The organism is Lacisediminihabitans changchengi (assembly GCF_016634425.1).
In the GTDB taxonomy this organism is placed as follows: Bacteria; Actinomycetota; Actinomycetes; order Actinomycetales; family Microbacteriaceae; genus Lacisediminihabitans; species Lacisediminihabitans changchengi.
Genome location: NZ_JAEPES010000003.1, coordinates 318884 through 334003, shown reverse-complemented (window position 1 = coordinate 334003; position 15120 = coordinate 318884). Strand labels below are relative to the sequence as shown.

At 66.9% G+C, this 15120-nt stretch carries 16 protein-coding genes; 10 read left to right on the top strand and 6 right to left on the bottom strand.

The features are described from left to right. The first annotated feature begins 18 nt into the window (after positions 1–18). The gene (locus IV501_RS09950) at positions 19–1374 is read left to right on the top strand and encodes an HNH endonuclease signature motif containing protein (RefSeq protein WP_200555201.1); all 1356 of its coding nucleotides are present in this window, start codon (positions 19–21) and stop codon (positions 1372–1374) included. A gap of 101 nt (positions 1375–1475) precedes the next feature. Here the strand turns inward: IV501_RS09950 and IV501_RS09945 are convergent, their stop codons facing one another. Genes IV501_RS09945 through IV501_RS09935 form a run of 3 tightly spaced genes read right to left on the bottom strand, consistent with a single transcriptional unit; the run spans position 1476 to position 4425 of the window. After that, entirely contained in the window at positions 1476–2447 is a 972-nt protein-coding gene (locus tag IV501_RS09945; RefSeq protein ID WP_200555202.1) for a diacylglycerol/lipid kinase family protein, read from the bottom strand. Positions 2448–2483: 36 nt separating this feature from the next. Beyond that, positions 2484–3449: a diacylglycerol/lipid kinase family protein gene (locus IV501_RS09940; RefSeq protein ID WP_200555203.1), complete on the bottom strand. Its 966-nt coding sequence runs from the start codon at positions 3447–3449 to the stop codon at positions 2484–2486. 37 nt (positions 3450–3486) lie between these two features. Beyond that, positions 3487–4425, bottom strand: coding sequence for a phosphatase PAP2 family protein (locus IV501_RS09935; protein WP_200555204.1), 939 nt, complete (start codon positions 4423–4425; stop codon positions 3487–3489). A 154-nt stretch (positions 4426–4579) separates the two neighbouring features. Here IV501_RS09935 and IV501_RS09930 point away from each other — a divergent pair, with 154 nt between their 5' ends. The 9 genes from IV501_RS09930 (at position 4580) to IV501_RS09890 (ending at position 13660) form a co-directional block, all read left to right on the top strand. Beyond that, positions 4580–5587 (top strand): LLM class flavin-dependent oxidoreductase, encoded by a 1008-nt coding sequence (locus IV501_RS09930; RefSeq protein ID WP_200555205.1) that lies wholly within the window; start codon positions 4580–4582, stop codon positions 5585–5587. A 114-nt stretch (positions 5588–5701) separates the two neighbouring features. After that, positions 5702–6325 carry a DUF1294 domain-containing protein gene (locus tag IV501_RS09925; protein WP_200555206.1) on the top strand — a complete coding sequence of 208 codons (624 nt, stop codon included), beginning with the start codon at positions 5702–5704 and terminating at the stop codon, positions 6323–6325. Between the two features lie 4 nt (positions 6326–6329). Further along, positions 6330–6746, top strand: coding sequence for an MmcQ/YjbR family DNA-binding protein (locus tag IV501_RS09920; RefSeq protein WP_200555207.1), 417 nt, complete (start codon positions 6330–6332; stop codon positions 6744–6746). Next, the gene (locus IV501_RS09915) at positions 6739–7161 is read left to right on the top strand and encodes a TIGR03618 family F420-dependent PPOX class oxidoreductase (protein ID WP_307812175.1); all 423 of its coding nucleotides are present in this window, start codon (positions 6739–6741) and stop codon (positions 7159–7161) included. Before IV501_RS09920 ends, IV501_RS09915 begins: the two co-directional genes overlap by 8 nt. A gap of 163 nt (positions 7162–7324) precedes the next feature. Further along, a complete protein-coding gene (locus IV501_RS09910; protein WP_200555209.1) occupies positions 7325–8206 on the top strand; it encodes a Rieske (2Fe-2S) protein in 882 nt (293 codons plus the stop codon). 73 nt (positions 8207–8279) lie between these two features. Then, positions 8280–8480, top strand: a complete 201-nt coding sequence (locus tag IV501_RS09905) for a DUF2188 domain-containing protein (protein WP_200555210.1) — start codon at positions 8280–8282, stop codon at positions 8478–8480. A gap of 134 nt (positions 8481–8614) precedes the next feature. Then, positions 8615–9367 carry a nuclease-related domain-containing protein gene (locus tag IV501_RS09900; RefSeq protein ID WP_200555211.1) on the top strand — a complete coding sequence of 251 codons (753 nt, stop codon included), beginning with the start codon at positions 8615–8617 and terminating at the stop codon, positions 9365–9367. Positions 9368–9440: 73 nt separating this feature from the next. Next, positions 9441–10640: an exonuclease SbcCD subunit D gene (locus IV501_RS09895; RefSeq protein WP_200555212.1), complete on the top strand. Its 1200-nt coding sequence runs from the start codon at positions 9441–9443 to the stop codon at positions 10638–10640. Next, on the top strand, positions 10637–13660 hold the full coding sequence (locus IV501_RS09890) for an AAA family ATPase (protein ID WP_200555213.1): 3024 nt from the start codon (positions 10637–10639) through the stop codon (positions 13658–13660). Before IV501_RS09895 ends, IV501_RS09890 begins: the two co-directional genes overlap by 4 nt. Before the next feature lie 49 nt (positions 13661–13709). Here IV501_RS09890 and IV501_RS09885 read toward each other — a convergent pair whose 3' ends face one another. From IV501_RS09885 to IV501_RS09875, 3 genes are all read right to left on the bottom strand, one after another. Continuing rightward, positions 13710–13964: a hypothetical protein gene (locus IV501_RS09885; protein WP_200555214.1), complete on the bottom strand. Its 255-nt coding sequence runs from the start codon at positions 13962–13964 to the stop codon at positions 13710–13712. A gap of 14 nt (positions 13965–13978) precedes the next feature. After that, complete coding sequence (locus tag IV501_RS09880; protein WP_200555215.1) at positions 13979–14353, bottom strand: hypothetical protein; 375 nt, start codon at positions 14351–14353, stop codon at positions 13979–13981. Positions 14354–14451: 98 nt separating this feature from the next. Next, on the bottom strand, positions 14452–15105 hold the full coding sequence (locus IV501_RS09875) for a histidine phosphatase family protein (RefSeq protein WP_200555216.1): 654 nt from the start codon (positions 15103–15105) through the stop codon (positions 14452–14454). Positions 15106–15120: the final 15 nt, after the last annotated feature.

Here is a 15120-nt window from a genome sequence, read left to right as displayed (position 1 = left end):
CGGTGAGACGCTGTCGACATGGAAAACTCGCCCGCGACCCTCCTCGCCGACCTGTCAGAGGTGTGCGCTGACGGGTTCGCGGGTGTCGCTGGTGTCGCGTCAGATCAGCTGCTGCGGATGGTTGCGGACTCCGGCACCGTGCAGCGCGCCGTCGACGCGATCCGAGTGACACTTGCCGGCGAAGTCGTCGAACGATCCGCCCCGCATCTCGGCGCCGAGGGGATGGCCCGGCAGGCTGGCCATTCGAGACCGGCAACGTTCCTGGCCGAGCTGTGGCAGATCAGCATCCCGGAGGCGGCACGACTGTGCGACCTGGGGACTGCAACGCGATCGAAACGCGCGCTGGATGGCTCCCCGTTGCCGGCCCGGTATCCCGCGGTTGCCGCTGCGGTCGCGGATCTGTCGCTTGGGGTGGAGGCGGCTGTGGTGATCGTGCGGGAACTGGACCTGGCCGCCCCATTCTGCTCCACCGAAGCAAGGTTGGCCGGGGAACGGCTGCTGGTGGAGCACGCGCCCGGGTTGACGGTGAAGCAGATCGCGGGGGTGGCCCGGCAGGTGCGGGACCGTCTGGATGAGGACGGTGCCGAATCCCGCGATGTGATCCGGAGGCAGCGGCGAGCACTGTCGTGGGTGACTGAACCGGATGGGATGGTGCGTCTGGTCTGGGTGATGCCCCCAGAAACCGCCGGGCTAGTGCGCGCCGGGATAGACCAGCTCGTGAGCGAGCAGCTACGGGCTGCCCGCGACGCGGCACCGGCCGCATTGGCCGACACCGGGTTCGTCGACAGTGATGATCGGACCATGCCGCACCGCCGCGCCGACGCGGCCGAAGACCTGTTCCGGCAGGCGGTCAACTGCACGTGCGGTGCTGGTGGTGGGGGTGGTGGCGGTCCTCTGGTGACGGTGATCGTGCGGATGAGCCTCGACCAGTTGGTCACCGGGCTCGGCACCGCCCAGATCGATGGCATCGATGCCGGGATCTCCGCCACCCGGGCGCGGATCATGGCGGCGGATGCGAACATCATCCCCGCAGTCCTTGGCGGGACTGGGGAAGTCCTTGATCTGGGCAGGTCGCGGCGGCTGTTCAGTCCCGCCCAACGCCAGGCGTTGGCCGAAACGTATGGCGGGTGCGCGTTCCCGGCCTGCGGTCACCCACCGAGTTATACCGAAGCGCACCACCTCCAGTGGTGGTCCAGTGGTGGGGTAACGGATCTGGACAACGGGATCCCGTTGTGCTCGTTCCACCACCACCGCATCCATGACGACGGGTGGGAGATCGTCATGCGCGAGCAGGTGCCGTATTTCATCCCCCCACCCTGGATCGACCCCGACCAAACACCCCGACAAGGAGGCATAGTGGTGATAGCGATGTGAGCCACGCACGTCGGCGGCACGTTCAGCCGAACTGCTCGTTCAGCCGAACTGCACGTTCAGCCGAACTGCACGTTCAGCCGAACTGGCGGACCGAAACCGCGCTACCGCACCCTTACCGGCAACGCACCCGGCATCACCGTGATCGTCGCCGCCGTGACGAGCCCTACGCCGTCGCCGTCGAGTTCCATCTGCTGCGGTTGCGCGAACCGCACCGCCAGTCGCCGCGACTGCGCGTACCGCAGCGCCCGAAACTGCGGAGCAGCACGCAGCACCTTGCGGCCGCCGGGGGAACGACTGAGCACTCCGCCGACCGCGAGTCGCGAGGCGATGCGGGCCCACCCGCCCGGGCCTTTCGGGCGGATCACCACGACATCCAGCAACCCGTCGTCGGGAACGGCGTTTGGCAGCAGGACTATCCCCGCGGTGAGCGTTCCGGTATTTCCCACGATCACCGTGTGCGCGTCGATGCTGCGCCACGCCTCACCGTCCAGCGAGACACTCATCGCGTGCTCGGTGCGATTGCCGATCGACCGCACGATCGGCTCGACGTAGGCAAGCCATCCGATCCGCCGCTTGAGCGCGCTGCTGGTGTGGATCGCCATGTTGGCGTCCAGCCCGATGCCCGCCATCACGACGAACGCGTGCGTCGTCGACGTGGTATCGGCGCGCTCGAGCGTCACGACAGCGACATCGACCGCGCGGGTGTTGTCGCCGAAAGCCACCCGCACTGAGGCCACCAGATCGCCGAGAGGGAGGTGCAGATTGCGGGCCAACAGGTTGCCTGTTCCCGCGGGCACGATGGCGAACGGAATGCCGCTGCCGCGCACCACCTCCGCCACGGTCCGCACCGTGCCGTCACCGCCCGCGACGATCAGCAGATCGGGGGATGTGGCGACTGCTTCTCGCGCCGGACCCTCTCCCGCATCATCCGTCGTCGTGGCGAACCACAGCGACGGCAACCAGCCGCGGCTAATCTCCTCGTCTTCGATCACAGGGCGCAACTGGTCGAGCGCCACTTTGGTGGGGTTGTAGATGATCGCAGCCCGACGGGAGGATGCTGCGAGCTCGGCCATGAATCGAGCGTACGGGCATCCCGGCTCAGTAAAACGTCACTGGTCTTCGGCGGGCACCCGAGTACGTATGCCGTCACTGTCGATCCAGGTGTGGAATGCCACGGCCTCACCGAACGGATCACCGTCGAGCTCAACTTCTTCCGGGCGCCCGAGCCGCACCTTGAGGTCCTTGCCCTTCACGTATCGCAGCGCGTTCACGTCCGGGCCGATCAGGCGTTTGCCGAGCGGCGTGCGTCGCAGAACGCCGTTCTCCCAGATTACCTTCCACAGAATCTCAACCCAGCCGATGATGCCCTCCGGCCGGAAGAACACGATCTCGAACAGCCCGTCATCGACCTTCGCCTCGGGAAGAAGCAGCACATTGGCGCGCAGTGTTCCCACGTTGCCGACGATCATCGTGTGGGCCTGCAGCGACTTGGTGCCACTGCCGTCGAGCTGATAGCGCATCCTGAGTTCGTTCTTGTCGAGCAGAGCACGGCCGAGAGCGCCGACGTAGGCGATCCAGCCCAGGCGCTTCTTCGCCTGCTCGTCGGTGCCGGCGAGCATCTTCGCGTCGAGTCCGAACCCGGCCATCACCAGATAGGCGTGGCGAGACCGACTCCCATCCGCGCGTTCGATCGACGCCCAGGCGAGGTCGATGCGCTTGTCGACGCCTCGGAACGCCGTGCGAACGGAGTGGTCCAGGTCGCTCAACGTCAACTGGAGGTTGCGAGCGAGCAGGTTGCCGGTGCCCGCCGGCAGGAGGGCGAGGGCAGCGGGGCTGCCGTGCAGTTGCTGAGCGACATACCGCACTGTGCCGTCGCCGCCCGCAGCGATCACCACGGTCGCGCCCTGCTCGATGGCCTGGGCGGTCTGACCGGCCCCCGGGTCGTCGGCGGATGTCTCGAACCACAGTGTTTCCGCCCACCCGGCCGAGGTTTCTTCCCTCGCCACGGCGGCACGGAGGGCGTCGATGTCGACCTTCGTGGGGTTGTAGACGACAGCGGCGCGGTTTTCGGTCATGGTGGTCCTTTCGCAGGATTGGAAGACAGACGCAGAATCAGAAGGCGGAACTGGGGCGAGCGCGATCGATCGGCAACCGCGGTTGCGGTGGTCCATCGCGAGCGCCGGCGTATCGGGCGGTGAGATACAGCCGGTGCACGGTGATCACCAGAGACAGCCACGCCGCCCCGAGCACCCAGGCGCCCAGCACGTCGGTGAACCAATGGTGGCCGAGGAAGACGCGGCTGAGGCCTATCGTGAGCGCAAACACCGCGGCGACCGTCACCGTCAGCACCCGGATGCGGGTCGAGCGCTGACGAAGGATGAGCAGGTAGGCGACGATGCCGGCCACGACGAACGCATTGAGCGAGTGGCCGCTCGGAAAAGACGGCGAGTGCTCATATGGCGGCACCGCGAACCGTAGCGGAGGGCGCGTGCGGCCGAACAGGCCCTTCCCGACGATGGTCATCAGCAGCGAACCTCCGCCGGCAGCCGCGATGAGGATGGCTGGCGTCCACGACCGTCGATGCAGCGAGAGCCATACAGCGATTGCGACCGCGATGATCGGCATTCCGTAGACACCACCGATGTCGGTGTAGCCGGTGATGACGACGTCCAGCACCGGGGTTCGGTGCGCAACGGCCCAATGCAACAGGGGGAGATCGAAGCCGGCGACCCCGTCGTCATCCGTTATCGCATCGTAGATCTGCGCGAACACGAGGGTGAGCGCCACCGCAAGGCCCAGTCCGACGACAAGCCCGATTAGTAGGGCCGGCTGCGCGCCGATCGCCCGCCCGACCCGTTGCGCGACCCGGGCGACGCCGCGTCCCACCGGGCCGTACCAGTGCGTAAGGTCCTGCGAACCGAGATAGCGGTCGTCATCGGTGAGGTCGCGAGCCCTGTCTGGCGATTCGGCGCGGTCGGGCGATTCGGCGCGGTCTGGCGATTCGGCGCGGTCGGGCGATTCGGCGCGGTCGGGCCGCCGTTCTTCTGACATTCCGACCCCCTGGCGCCACCGTTCACACCGGATGGCGCGATTCCCCGAGGCTAACGGTTGACCGCGAGGATGTCGCGGGGCTTGCGCAGGCTCCGAACTCCTGTACACGCTTCAGCATGGGAACGAAACTCGCCCACCCGCGGTTAGACCCGATATGACCACCGCGCTCTCCATACTCGATCTCGCTCCCATCGCCCCCGGCCAGACCGTTGCCGACAGTTTCGCCGCGAGTGTCGCCCTCGCGCAGACCGCGGAGAAGCACGGGTACTCCCGCGTCTGGTACGCCGAGCACCACAACATGCCGACCATCGCGTCGTCGGCGACAAGCGTTCTGATCGGCCATGTCGCGGGCAAGACCAGCACGATTCGACTTGGTTCGGGCGGTGTGATGCTGCCGAATCATTCGCCGCTGACGATCGCCGAGCAGTTTGGAACCCTCGCCGCTCTGTACCCCGACCGCATCGATCTGGGCCTCGGCCGCGCGCCGGGCAGCGATCAGAACACCGCGCGCGCGATGCGGCGTGACCCTCGCTCCTCCGACCAGTTTCCGCAGGATGTCGTCGAGCTCCAGGCCTTCCTTCGTGGCGAGTCCATCGTCCCGGGTGTGCAGGCGGTACCCGGGGGTGGAACGGATGTTCCGCTCTACATCCTCGGATCCTCCCTGTTCGGCGCCCAGCTCGCCGCCGCCCTCGGCCTGCCATACGCCTTTGCCTCGCACTTCGCACCGGATGCCCTCCTCGAGGCGCTGACGCTCTACCGTCGTGACTTCCAGCCGTCTGCTCAGCTCGCGGCGCCGTATGCCATCGCCGGCGTGAACGTCGTCGCCGCCGAAGATTCAGACGAGGCGAAGCGAATGTTCGACGTCACCCGTCGCTCCCGCGTGCGCAGCATGATCTCCCGCGGGCCGGGTGCGCCCGCCTACTCTGACGCGCAGATCGACGAGTTCCTCACCACACCGCAGGGCCGGGAGATCGCAAAGATGATGCGCTACTCAGCGGTCGGTTCGCCCGCGGAGGTTCGCGACTTCCTGACCGAATTCGCCGAGCTCACCCAGGCCGACGAGCTGATCACCGCCCACGCCGTGCAGGAGGTCGACGCCCGCCTGCGCTCTGTGGCCCTCACCGCCGACGCCTTCCGGTCCCTGATCCTGTCGAAGGCCTGAGCTTGTCGAAGGGCTGAGCTTGTCGAAGGGCTGAGCTTGTCGAAGGGCCGAGCTTGTCGAAGGGCCGAGCTTGTCGAAGGGCCGGCACTGCGCAACCCGGGATAGCATCGCCCCATGCCCGTACGCGTCTCCGGCACCCTGACCACGTGGAATGACGATCGCGGTTTCGGGTTCGTCACCCCGGTGGCCGGGGGACGCACCGTATTCGTGCACATCTCCGCTTTCCCGCGGGGCGACATCCGGCCGAGGCAGGGCGAGCAGTTGACCTTCGAGCTCGGCACATCGGCGGATGGCCGGCCCGAGGCGCAGCACATCGGCACCCGTGAGCGGCACCAGCCGCACCCGCCGCAGGGTCGACGACGCGGAGCCCCAGCGAGCCTGGTCAGCTTCGTCGCGATTCTCGCATTTCTCGTGCTCGGGTCGGTTCTGGTGATCGAATGGCATGCTCCGGTGTGGTTCGGGCTGGTCTACCTCCTCACCAGCGTCATCTGCTTCGTGGTCTACGCGGTCGACAAGTCCGCGGCAACCCATGGGCGCTGGCGCACCTCCGAGAGCAGCCTGCTCGCGCTCGGAGTCTTGGGCGGCTGGCCGGGCGCGATCGTGGCGCAGCAGGTGCTGCGGCACAAGACGCGCAAACGACGCTTCCAGCTCGCGTTCTGGGGCACGGTCATCCTGAACGTCCTTGCACTCGTCGCCGTCACCTCGCCGCCGGTGCGCGCGGCGCTCGGGGTAGCGTGATCCCATGACTCCCGACGAGTTGCGCGACATCTGTCTCGCGTTGCCGCAAACCACCGAGACCTTTCCCTTCGGGGAGGGTCTCTCCGTATTCAAGACCAGTGGCAACGACAAGATCTTTGCGCTGAGTGCCCTCGATGCCGTTCCCCTCAGTGTCTCGCTCAAGTGCGACCCCGAAGAAAGCCTTGCGCTTCGCCAGCAATACGCAGCGATCACCCCGGGCTACCACCTCAACAAGAAGCATTGGGTGACTATCAGCATCGACGGCACTGTGGCCAGCGACGACAGTGTTTCCATCGACGACAGTGTTTCCAGCGACGACAGTGCGCCGGCCGACCGGCGCGTTCCCGACAGTCTGATCGAGCAACTGCTCCACGACAGCCATGCTCTCGTGCGGCCGAAGGTGCCGCGCTCCCGTGGCTGAGTCGCCTGACGGCCAGACGCCGTACCTTGCGCCGTACCGCGCGACGGATGCCGCTGCCGCTTTCACCGAGGAACGGCACCTGGCCATCCTGTCGACGCCCGGCCCGCACGGGGCGATCCATTCCGTCGCCGTGGGGTTCACCCTGTCGGAGGGCGTGGTGCGAATCATCACCAGCGACGGCACGCAAAAGGTTCGGAATGTCGAGCGCTCCGGATCGGCGACCGTAGCCCAGGTCGACGGACGTCGCTGGCTGAGTCTCGCTGGCCGCGCCAGCATCCGTCGCGAGCCTGACGAGGTGAGCCGCGCCGTCGAGCTGTACGCGCAGCGGTACCGACAGCCGAGTCCCAACCCGAAGCGGGTCGTGATCGAGATCTTGGTCGATGACGTGATCGGATCGCCGGGGATGAAGGGCTAGCTATACAGCTAGCTATACAGCTAGCTATTTTCGGCGAGCTGCCGATCAACGCTCGACTGTGGACTGTGGACTGTGGACTGTGGACGAAAGCCACCCTTGACACGAGCGTCTCGCCGGCGTCCTCTAAGAAAGGACAAGCCCAGAGGACAGGAAGAGGCAGCTCATGCAAGAACTGACGATCGTGCAGACCGTAGCCGACCTCGAGTCGGATACTCGGCTCGATCCGGTCGTCACCCAAGCGAATCGGCTCTACTCGACACTGTTCGCCAGCCGTCGGCTGCGCGACCTGTTGCACGGCGTGCCGCTCGGACATCCGCTGCATCCGCTCGCGGTGCAGGTGCCGCTGGGGGCCTTCACCTCCTCGGCCGTGCTCGACCTGTTTCCGAAGACGGCTCGCCAGTCGAAACTGCTCGTCGGTCTCGGGATCGTCAGTGCGATCCCGTCGATCGCCGCGGGCTGGGTCGATTGGTTGTCGCTCCATCGACAGCAGCAGCGGGTGGGGATCGTCCACGCGGCGGCCAACGCCACCGCAGTGGGCCTCTACGTCATCTCGTATCTCCAGCGCGGACGTGGCCACCAGGCGAGTGGGCGGCTCTTCGGCTACGCGGGACTTGCCGTGATGTCGATCGGCGGCTACCTCGGCGGTCATCTGGCATATCGCCAGGCCTCGGGCGCCAATCACGCCGAAGACGTGCCGCACCTCATGCCGTCGGGCTGGCAGGTCCTCGCCCCGCTGGAGGAGCTGCCCGATGGCGAGCTAAGCACGATGGATGTCGCCGGTCAGCCCCTTCTCGTGCTGCGCCGTGGCCACGCCGTGAGTGTGTTGTCGAATACCTGCAGTCATCTGTCTGGGCCTCTGAATCAGGGCGAGCTCGTTGACGAGGAGTCTGGATCGACCTGTGTCTCCTGTCCGTGGCACGGAAGCGTATTCGACGTCGAGACCGGCGCCGTCGTGCACGGTCCGGCGACGTCGCCACAACCGCGATTCATCACCCGGGTGCAGGATGGCGTGGTACAGGTGCAGCTGCCCGGAGCCGATGGCTGACCCCGGCGGCATCCTGATCGACCGCGCGACCAGATCAGGTGAGCACGATCGGCGAGCAGAAACGAGGTGTGGCATGGCAGATGGAGATGTCGAGACGATCGACAAGAATGGCCAGTGGGTGAACCGAGTGATCGGTGCTCCCGAACTGAGTGAAAGCTTCTCGAGCAAGATCGAGGCCATCGACGCCGGTCGATCTCTGGCAGAAGAACTCGGGAGCACACACACCGTTCGCGAGTCGGATCCGACGGGCGTCATCACCGATCCAGGGGACTAGCGATCCAGGGGGAGTAGCGCGGCACGCTTCCGGGCACTTCCCGGTGCGCGTCGTGCTCGTGCCCCCGTTCTGCGGAACTGGGGCTGGCACCCATGAGCTTCCATCGCATAGCGTGGCAGCGATACGGGGGTGGTATGTCGATAGTGCGCGAGCGCTTCGCCGGGCAGGCCGTGATGGAGCGTCTGCTCATCGAGCAGGAAAGTGTACGGGAGAGGTCGCCGCTCGCACGGCTGTTCGGTGTCTCACCGCTGAGCCCGAACAGCTACGGCTGGTACGCGGGCGCGCTCGGCGAGATCGAGGTCGGCGAACGACTCAGCATGCTCCCGGCCGGATGGACGGTGCTCCACGCCCTTCCCCTGAACGCCAAGGGCTCGGACATCGACCACATCGCCATCGGTCCGGCCGGGGTGTTCACGATCACGACGCGGCTGCACCGCCACAAGAAGGTCTGGGCCGCCGGGCATTCCGTTCTCGTCGACGGTCAGAAGCAGTCGCACATCCGAGTGTCGCTGAGCGAGGCGGCCCGCATCGAGCGGATGCTTCCGACTGCGCCGGTGCGGCCGGTGCTTGCTCTCGTCGACCCGGAACGGATCACCTTCGGCACCGATCGCCCGGCCGTCGAGGTGACAGATGCCCGCAGGATCGTCCGCTGGCTGACGAGTCAGCCCACCGTGCTCAGCGAATCCGAGGTGTCCGCCATCGTGACCGCGGTCGAGCAGCCCGATGTCTGGCATGGCATCTCGTCGCCCGACCACAGCATCCGCGAGCGCTTCGCCTCATTGGATCGGTCGATCCGGGTGGCATCATCGCGCCGTGCCATCTGGTGTGTGGCTGCCGCCGGCATAGCAGCGGCGATGATGTTCGAGACTGTCACCCGTATGGTGTGATCGCCGACACGCGTTCTCCGGTCCTCGCGGGCCTTCGCTTCCCACGTCGGTGGCAGGGCTTAACCTGACCTCAATGAAGATCCTGCACAGCTCCGATTGGCACATCGGGCGAACGTTCCACGGCAACTCGACGATCGCGCATCTCGGCCAGGTGCTCGAGGCCCTCGTTGACGTCGTGCGCCGAGAGCAGATCGACGTGGTCGTCGTCGCGGGCGACATCTTCGACAGCGCCACCCCCGCGGCCGAGAGCTACGAATTGCTCACCGCCACTTTGCGTGGCATTCGTGATGCCGGAGCCCAGGTGGTACTCACCAGCGGAAATCACGACTCCGCCACGAGACTCGGATTCAACGCCGGATTCACCGGGCTGGCGGGCATCCACATCATCACCCGACAGGAACTGCATGACCGACCGATCAGTATCGACGATGAATTCGGTCCGGTGCACTTCTACGGAATCCCCTACCTCGAACCGTCGATCGTCCGCAGCGCGTATCCCGGTGTCGAGCTTCGCAGCCACGAACAGATGCTCGGCTTCGCGATGGAGAGAGTGCGCGCCGACCTCGACCGACGCGGAGGGCGCTCGGTCGTTCTCTCGCACGCGTTCATCGCCGACGTGCCGGCCAGCGTTGGGTTGGAGCGTGACATCACCGCCGGGGGATTGGATGTCGTGCCTCTGTCGACCTTCGACGGCCCCGACTACGTGGCACTCGGCCACATCCACGGCCGTGCTCGGCTCAGCGAGCGGGCGCGGTACTCGGGGGCGCCGCTGCACTATTCGTTCAGCGAGGTCGGCAAGCCCCGCGGTGCCTGGCTGGTGCACCTGGATGCCGACGGACTCGACCACGTGGACTGGGTCGACCTGCCCGTTCCGAGAGAGCTCGCCGTGCTCACCGGCGACCTGGACGACCTGGTGATCGATCCGGCTCTGGCCGCCCACGAAGACCAGTGGGTAAGCGCCGTCCTCACCGACGTCGTGCGTCCGATGGACGCGATGCGCCGCTTGCAGAAGCGCTTCCCGTACGCAGCCCATCTCGAGTTCCGGCCGAGCGTGGTCGCCGAGACCACGTCGCAGAGCTATGGTCAGCGCATCGCCGCCAAGAGCGATCATGAGATCGTGCAGGGCTTTCTCGAACTGGTTCGCAACGGCGTCGGCGCCAGCGAGGCGGAGCGGCGCATCATCGATCGTGCGATCGAACAGAGACACGCGCAGGTCGTTGAGACCGGCTCAGTCGATTTCGATGGTGTCGGGGCGCGGGAGGTCGGGGCGTGAAGATCCTCCGTCTGCGTGTGGCTGGATTCGGACCGTTCAAGACCGAGCAGTACATCGACTTCGAGCGGTTCGACGACGACGGCATCTTCCTCATCACCGGGCGAACGGGCGCGGGCAAGTCCAGCATCCTCGACGCCGTCTGTTTCGCCCTCTATGGGAGTGTGCCGCGCTACGACGGTGCGCAGGCGAGACTACGAAGCGATCACGCCGAACCCGACGATCCCACTGTCGTCGAGCTGGAATTCCGGGTCGGATCGAACGATTACCGGGTGCGCCGTAGCCCCGAATTCGCCCGCCCGAAGCTCCGTGGCACCGGCACCACCTCCTCACCAGCGACGGCGGAGTTGGCGATCAGGGAGGGTGACGACTGGCGCGTCACCGCCGCCCGCCCGGTGGATGTCGGCAAAGACGTGCTGCGGCTGGTCGGCCTGAGCAAAGACCAGTTCCTCCAGGTGATCCTGCTTGCGCAGAACCGGTTTCAGGAGTTCCTCGCCGCCGGAAACGACGATCGACAGTCGGTGCTGAGGAGTCTCTTCGGCACCGACCGTTTTCTCGCCTACGAGACATTCCTGGTCGAGCGCCGACGCGCTCTCGAGCAGCAGGTGGCCGAGTCGTCGGAGGCCGTCTCTCAGCACGCGGCCCAGTTCGCGCGAGCGGTAGAACTGGACCCGAGCGAGGTGCCGTCCGAGCCGGAGCTGGCCTGGTTCGACGCGCTTCTCGACGAACTCGTCGCCGCGACCGAGCTGGCCGAGTCGAGTGCTGCGGTGGCAGATGCCGCACGGGCCGCGGCCGAAGACGAGTTCCGGCAGCTCGACACGGTGCATTCCCGGCAACGGCGGCGGGATGTCGCGGCCGCGACCCTGCAGCGCCACCTGTCCGAGTCGGTCGAGCTCGAGCGCGCTGCCGCGAGCAGCGCTCGGCGTGCGGCCCCCGTGTGGCCGCTGATCGCTGCCCGGCGTGCGGCCGACAACGAACTGATGGCCGCACGCGCGCTCGAGCTCGCTGCTCGTTCTGCCTACGCGTCATTCGATCCACCGCCAGTCGACACTGCCACCGCAGCCATCACAGTGCAGGCTGTAGACGAGGCCATCGACGCGCTCACCCGCAGGCTCGGATCCCTCGAAGCGCCCATCACCGACGAACTGGCGTTGCCCAGCCTCTCCGAGGCGGTCGACATCGGGCGAGCCGCCCTCTCGGCCATCGACGAGAGCGCTGCCAGGGCTGTCCGGCAGCTCGAGATGCTTCCTGGCCAGCTGATCGAGGCCCAGTCCAGGCTCTCCGACGCACGTGTCGCCGCGTCTGCCGAAGGGGCCGCCGCTGCCACCGCCGCGCGGCTCGAGGGGGCACGCGAGGCGGCGCGCGAGAGAGTTCGACTCGAACGCGAGATGGCCGCGGCGCAGGCAGCCGAGCTCGTGGCGTCCCAGCGCCTCACCGGAGCGACCACCACGCACCAGTTGCTGATGGACCGCCGATTCGCCGGTCACGCCGCCGAACTCGCCGGTGCCCTGGTCGACGGCGAGCCCTGCGCCGTGTGCGGCTCCACCGCGCACCCCGAGCCCGCGCCATTGGAGGCGCCGCCCGTGACATCGGCGGATATCGAGGAGGCGCGCGCAGAACTCACGGATCGGAGGACTGCTCTGGATGACGCCACCAGAGTCAGCACGCGGCTCGCCGGCCTTCTCGCCGAGTCGCTCGCGCGCAGCGAGGGTCTGTCGCTGGAGACGATCGAGACACAACTCAGCACCGCGCTCGGCGCGGTTCGGGATGCGCGCCTGGCGGCCGACCTCATGGTCGAGCTCGATGACGAGATCGGGCGTCTGGGTTCGCTGATCCAGCAGGCGGAGGCCGAGGTGGAAGGGTTGCAGGCTCGGCGCCATGCCGCGGGCACAGACCTCGCGGCCCGCGAACTCGAGCTCACCAGCGCCAAGCGACGAGTTTCCGACCATCGGAACGGCTTCGCGACCGTGTCGGAGCGGGCGTCGGCGTTGCGTCTTCATCTCGCCGCGGCGAAGACGCTCGAGCGCGCGATCGACACCACGACCGAGAGGCAGCGGGCGCTCGAGTTTGCGACCGAGTCATTGGCCACGGGCCTCGCCGAGCAGGGGTTCGCCGACGAGACCGAGGCGGAGGATGCGCGTGTGGACTCGGAAGAGATCCGCCGCCTGGAGCGAGTCATCAGCGACCACGACCAGTCGATAGCAACTGCCCGCTCGATACTCGCAGAGCCGGAGCTTCGCGGGTTGCCTGAGACCACGGTAGACCTGGAGCCGGCTCGCGCGGCGCTGCTCGAGGCCGGCGAGCGGCGGGATTCCGCGATGTCCGCCGCCAGCGCCCTGCGCGAGCGCGTGCGCGCAGCCGCCGGGCTGGTCGCTGAGGCGCGGCGGCGGTTCGCGGCATCCGCTGATCTGCGGGCCGAGTACGGGCAGCTGCGCGAGCTGGCCAATGCGGTGCAGGGCAAGGAGCCGAACACCCGGCGAATGCGCCTCGAGACCTACGTTCTCGCCGCGCAGTTGGAACAGATCGTGGCGGCGGCGAACGTGCGCCTTCGGGTGATGACCAGCGGACGATACGCACTTGAACACGACGACTCCGTGCAGTACCGCAACACGCAGTCGGGACTCGGGCTCTCCATCCTCGACGAACACACCGGAAAATCGCGAGCCACCAATTCGCTCTCCGGGGGCGAGACCTTCCTCGCGTCGCTGGCCCTGGCGCTGGGGTTGGCCGAGGTCGTGACGAACCAGGCTGGCGGCATCCGGTTGGACACCCTGTTCATCGACGAGGGTTTCGGATCATTGGATGCGGAGACGCTCGAGATCGCGATGAGCACCCTCGACGGGCTCCGTGCCGGAGGTCGAACCATCGGTCTGATCAGCCACGTCGACTCGATGAAGGAGCAGATCCCGGGAAAGCTGGTGGTGAGCATGACGCCCCGCGGCGACAGCACGATCACCATGCCTCAGCGGATCGAGCCTCAGCAGATCGAGCGCGTGCCCGGAGAGTTGCCGATTCTGGTCTGAGACGCGCCGGTCGACGGCGTGCTGGAGCTGACCCTGCGCCGACGTTCCGCTAGCGCGGGTCGACGAATCCGCCGGAGTCGCCCGATTCGAGGTCGGGCTCCGAACTCGGGTCGGAGTGATCGAACTCCGAATCTCCGGTCGACGTCGCACCGTCGTCGGTGAGCTCGTCGTCATCCGTCAGCGGCTCGTCGTCGGGCGGGTCGGGCAATCGCAGGCTGCCCCGGGCTTCCAGATCGGCGATATCGGCCTGGATTTGGGGGCTCGGGTTCTGCTCGCTGGGTTGCGTGCCGTCGGTGTCGCTCATGTGTGCGCCCGCCGCTACAGCAGCGGACCCTCGTTGTCGCTGATCACGTCGGGGACGCTCGGGTCTATCACGCTCGAATCGGGCTGGTCGACCGCATCGATACTGTCGACCTCGTCAGTGCGCAGGTGCGGCTCGTCGTCGGTCGGTTCGCCGTCCAGGTCGAGGTCGACGCCTTCGAGGTCGTCTTCACCTGAGTAGGGGCGAACCTCGTTCGGCGACCCGCCGGTGCGACCAGAGTTGCCGTTGCCCACACCCCGACTCACCGTCTCGCCCGCAACCGCGTCGTTGACGGCGAGGTCGTTCTCGGCAAGATACTGGGCCTCGCGGTCGTTGTAGTACGGGGCCGCGCCGCCCTCGGTTCCGCCCTCAGTTCCGGTGCTGTCGCTCATGGATCTCACTTCTCTCTCGTCGTGATTCCACTCAAGACCAGTGCTGCCAGCGGTGCAAGGGGCAATTGACGGATGCGAAAGTTCTCCGTCGGAAACGATCAGACCGCTTCGCCCGTGGGGTCGAGCGCCGTCGGGTCTTCGAGTTCCGCCCCGCCCATCGGTTCTCCGGCCCAATACGTGGTGACCCACCCGTCCTCGGGCGAGCCCTCGACCACGACGACCGCCGTGTTCTCGAGGTCGTGGACGCGACTGAACCCGGCATCCAGATTGCGGGATGTCCATGAGGCCCAGGTGCGGATGGCGGCGCCATGACTGAAGATCGCGACGGTTCCGCTGTGGCTGACCGCGATCCGGCCGATGGCGGCGGTGAAGCGATCGTAGAACTCGTTGCCGTCTTCGCCACCGGGAATGCGCCCATCGAAGTCCTGCCACCAGGAGAAGATCGTGCCCATGTAGAGGCGCACCGCATCCATATCGTTGCGACCCTCGACATCCCCGGCCCGGATCTCCTCGATGCCGTCTATCTCCTGAATCTCGAGCCCTCGGGAGCGAGCGAGCGGCTCGGCAGTGCGCCGGGTGCGAAGCAAGTGCGAGACGTAGATCGCCTCGATCCGCTCGGACTGCAGTGCGGCGGGTATGGCCGCGGCCTGCCGAGTACCGAGCTCGGTAAGTCCCGGACCGGGCGCGGCGGTACCGAGCGCGCCGTTCACGTTGTCGATCGTCTGGCCGTGTCGTATCAGGAGGAGTCGCATCGCACCCAGCCTATT

Coding starts and splice junctions, on each gene's coding strand:
- IV501_RS09875 (WP_200555216.1), bottom strand. CDS start 15,105: ATGCGACTCCTCCTGATACGACACGGCCAGACGATCGACAACGTGAAC.
- IV501_RS09950 (WP_200555201.1), top strand. CDS start 19: ATGGAAAACTCGCCCGCGACCCTCCTCGCCGACCTGTCAGAGGTGTGC.
- IV501_RS09920 (WP_200555207.1), top strand. CDS start 6,330: ATGACTCCCGACGAGTTGCGCGACATCTGTCTCGCGTTGCCGCAAACC.
- IV501_RS09925 (WP_200555206.1), top strand. CDS start 5,702: ATGCCCGTACGCGTCTCCGGCACCCTGACCACGTGGAATGACGATCGC.
- IV501_RS09945 (WP_200555202.1), bottom strand. CDS start 2,447: ATGGCCGAGCTCGCAGCATCCTCCCGTCGGGCTGCGATCATCTACAAC.
- IV501_RS09880 (WP_200555215.1), bottom strand. CDS start 14,353: ATGAGCGACAGCACCGGAACTGAGGGCGGAACCGAGGGCGGCGCGGCC.
- IV501_RS09935 (WP_200555204.1), bottom strand. CDS start 4,425: ATGTCAGAAGAACGGCGGCCCGACCGCGCCGAATCGCCCGACCGCGCC.
- IV501_RS09905 (WP_200555210.1), top strand. CDS start 8,280: ATGGCAGATGGAGATGTCGAGACGATCGACAAGAATGGCCAGTGGGTG.
- IV501_RS09940 (WP_200555203.1), bottom strand. CDS start 3,449: ATGACCGAAAACCGCGCCGCTGTCGTCTACAACCCCACGAAGGTCGAC.
- IV501_RS09895 (WP_200555212.1), top strand. CDS start 9,441: ATGAAGATCCTGCACAGCTCCGATTGGCACATCGGGCGAACGTTCCAC.
- IV501_RS09910 (WP_200555209.1), top strand. CDS start 7,325: ATGCAAGAACTGACGATCGTGCAGACCGTAGCCGACCTCGAGTCGGAT.
- IV501_RS09900 (WP_200555211.1), top strand. CDS start 8,615: ATGTCGATAGTGCGCGAGCGCTTCGCCGGGCAGGCCGTGATGGAGCGT.
- IV501_RS09930 (WP_200555205.1), top strand. CDS start 4,580: ATGACCACCGCGCTCTCCATACTCGATCTCGCTCCCATCGCCCCCGGC.
- IV501_RS09885 (WP_200555214.1), bottom strand. CDS start 13,964: ATGAGCGACACCGACGGCACGCAACCCAGCGAGCAGAACCCGAGCCCC.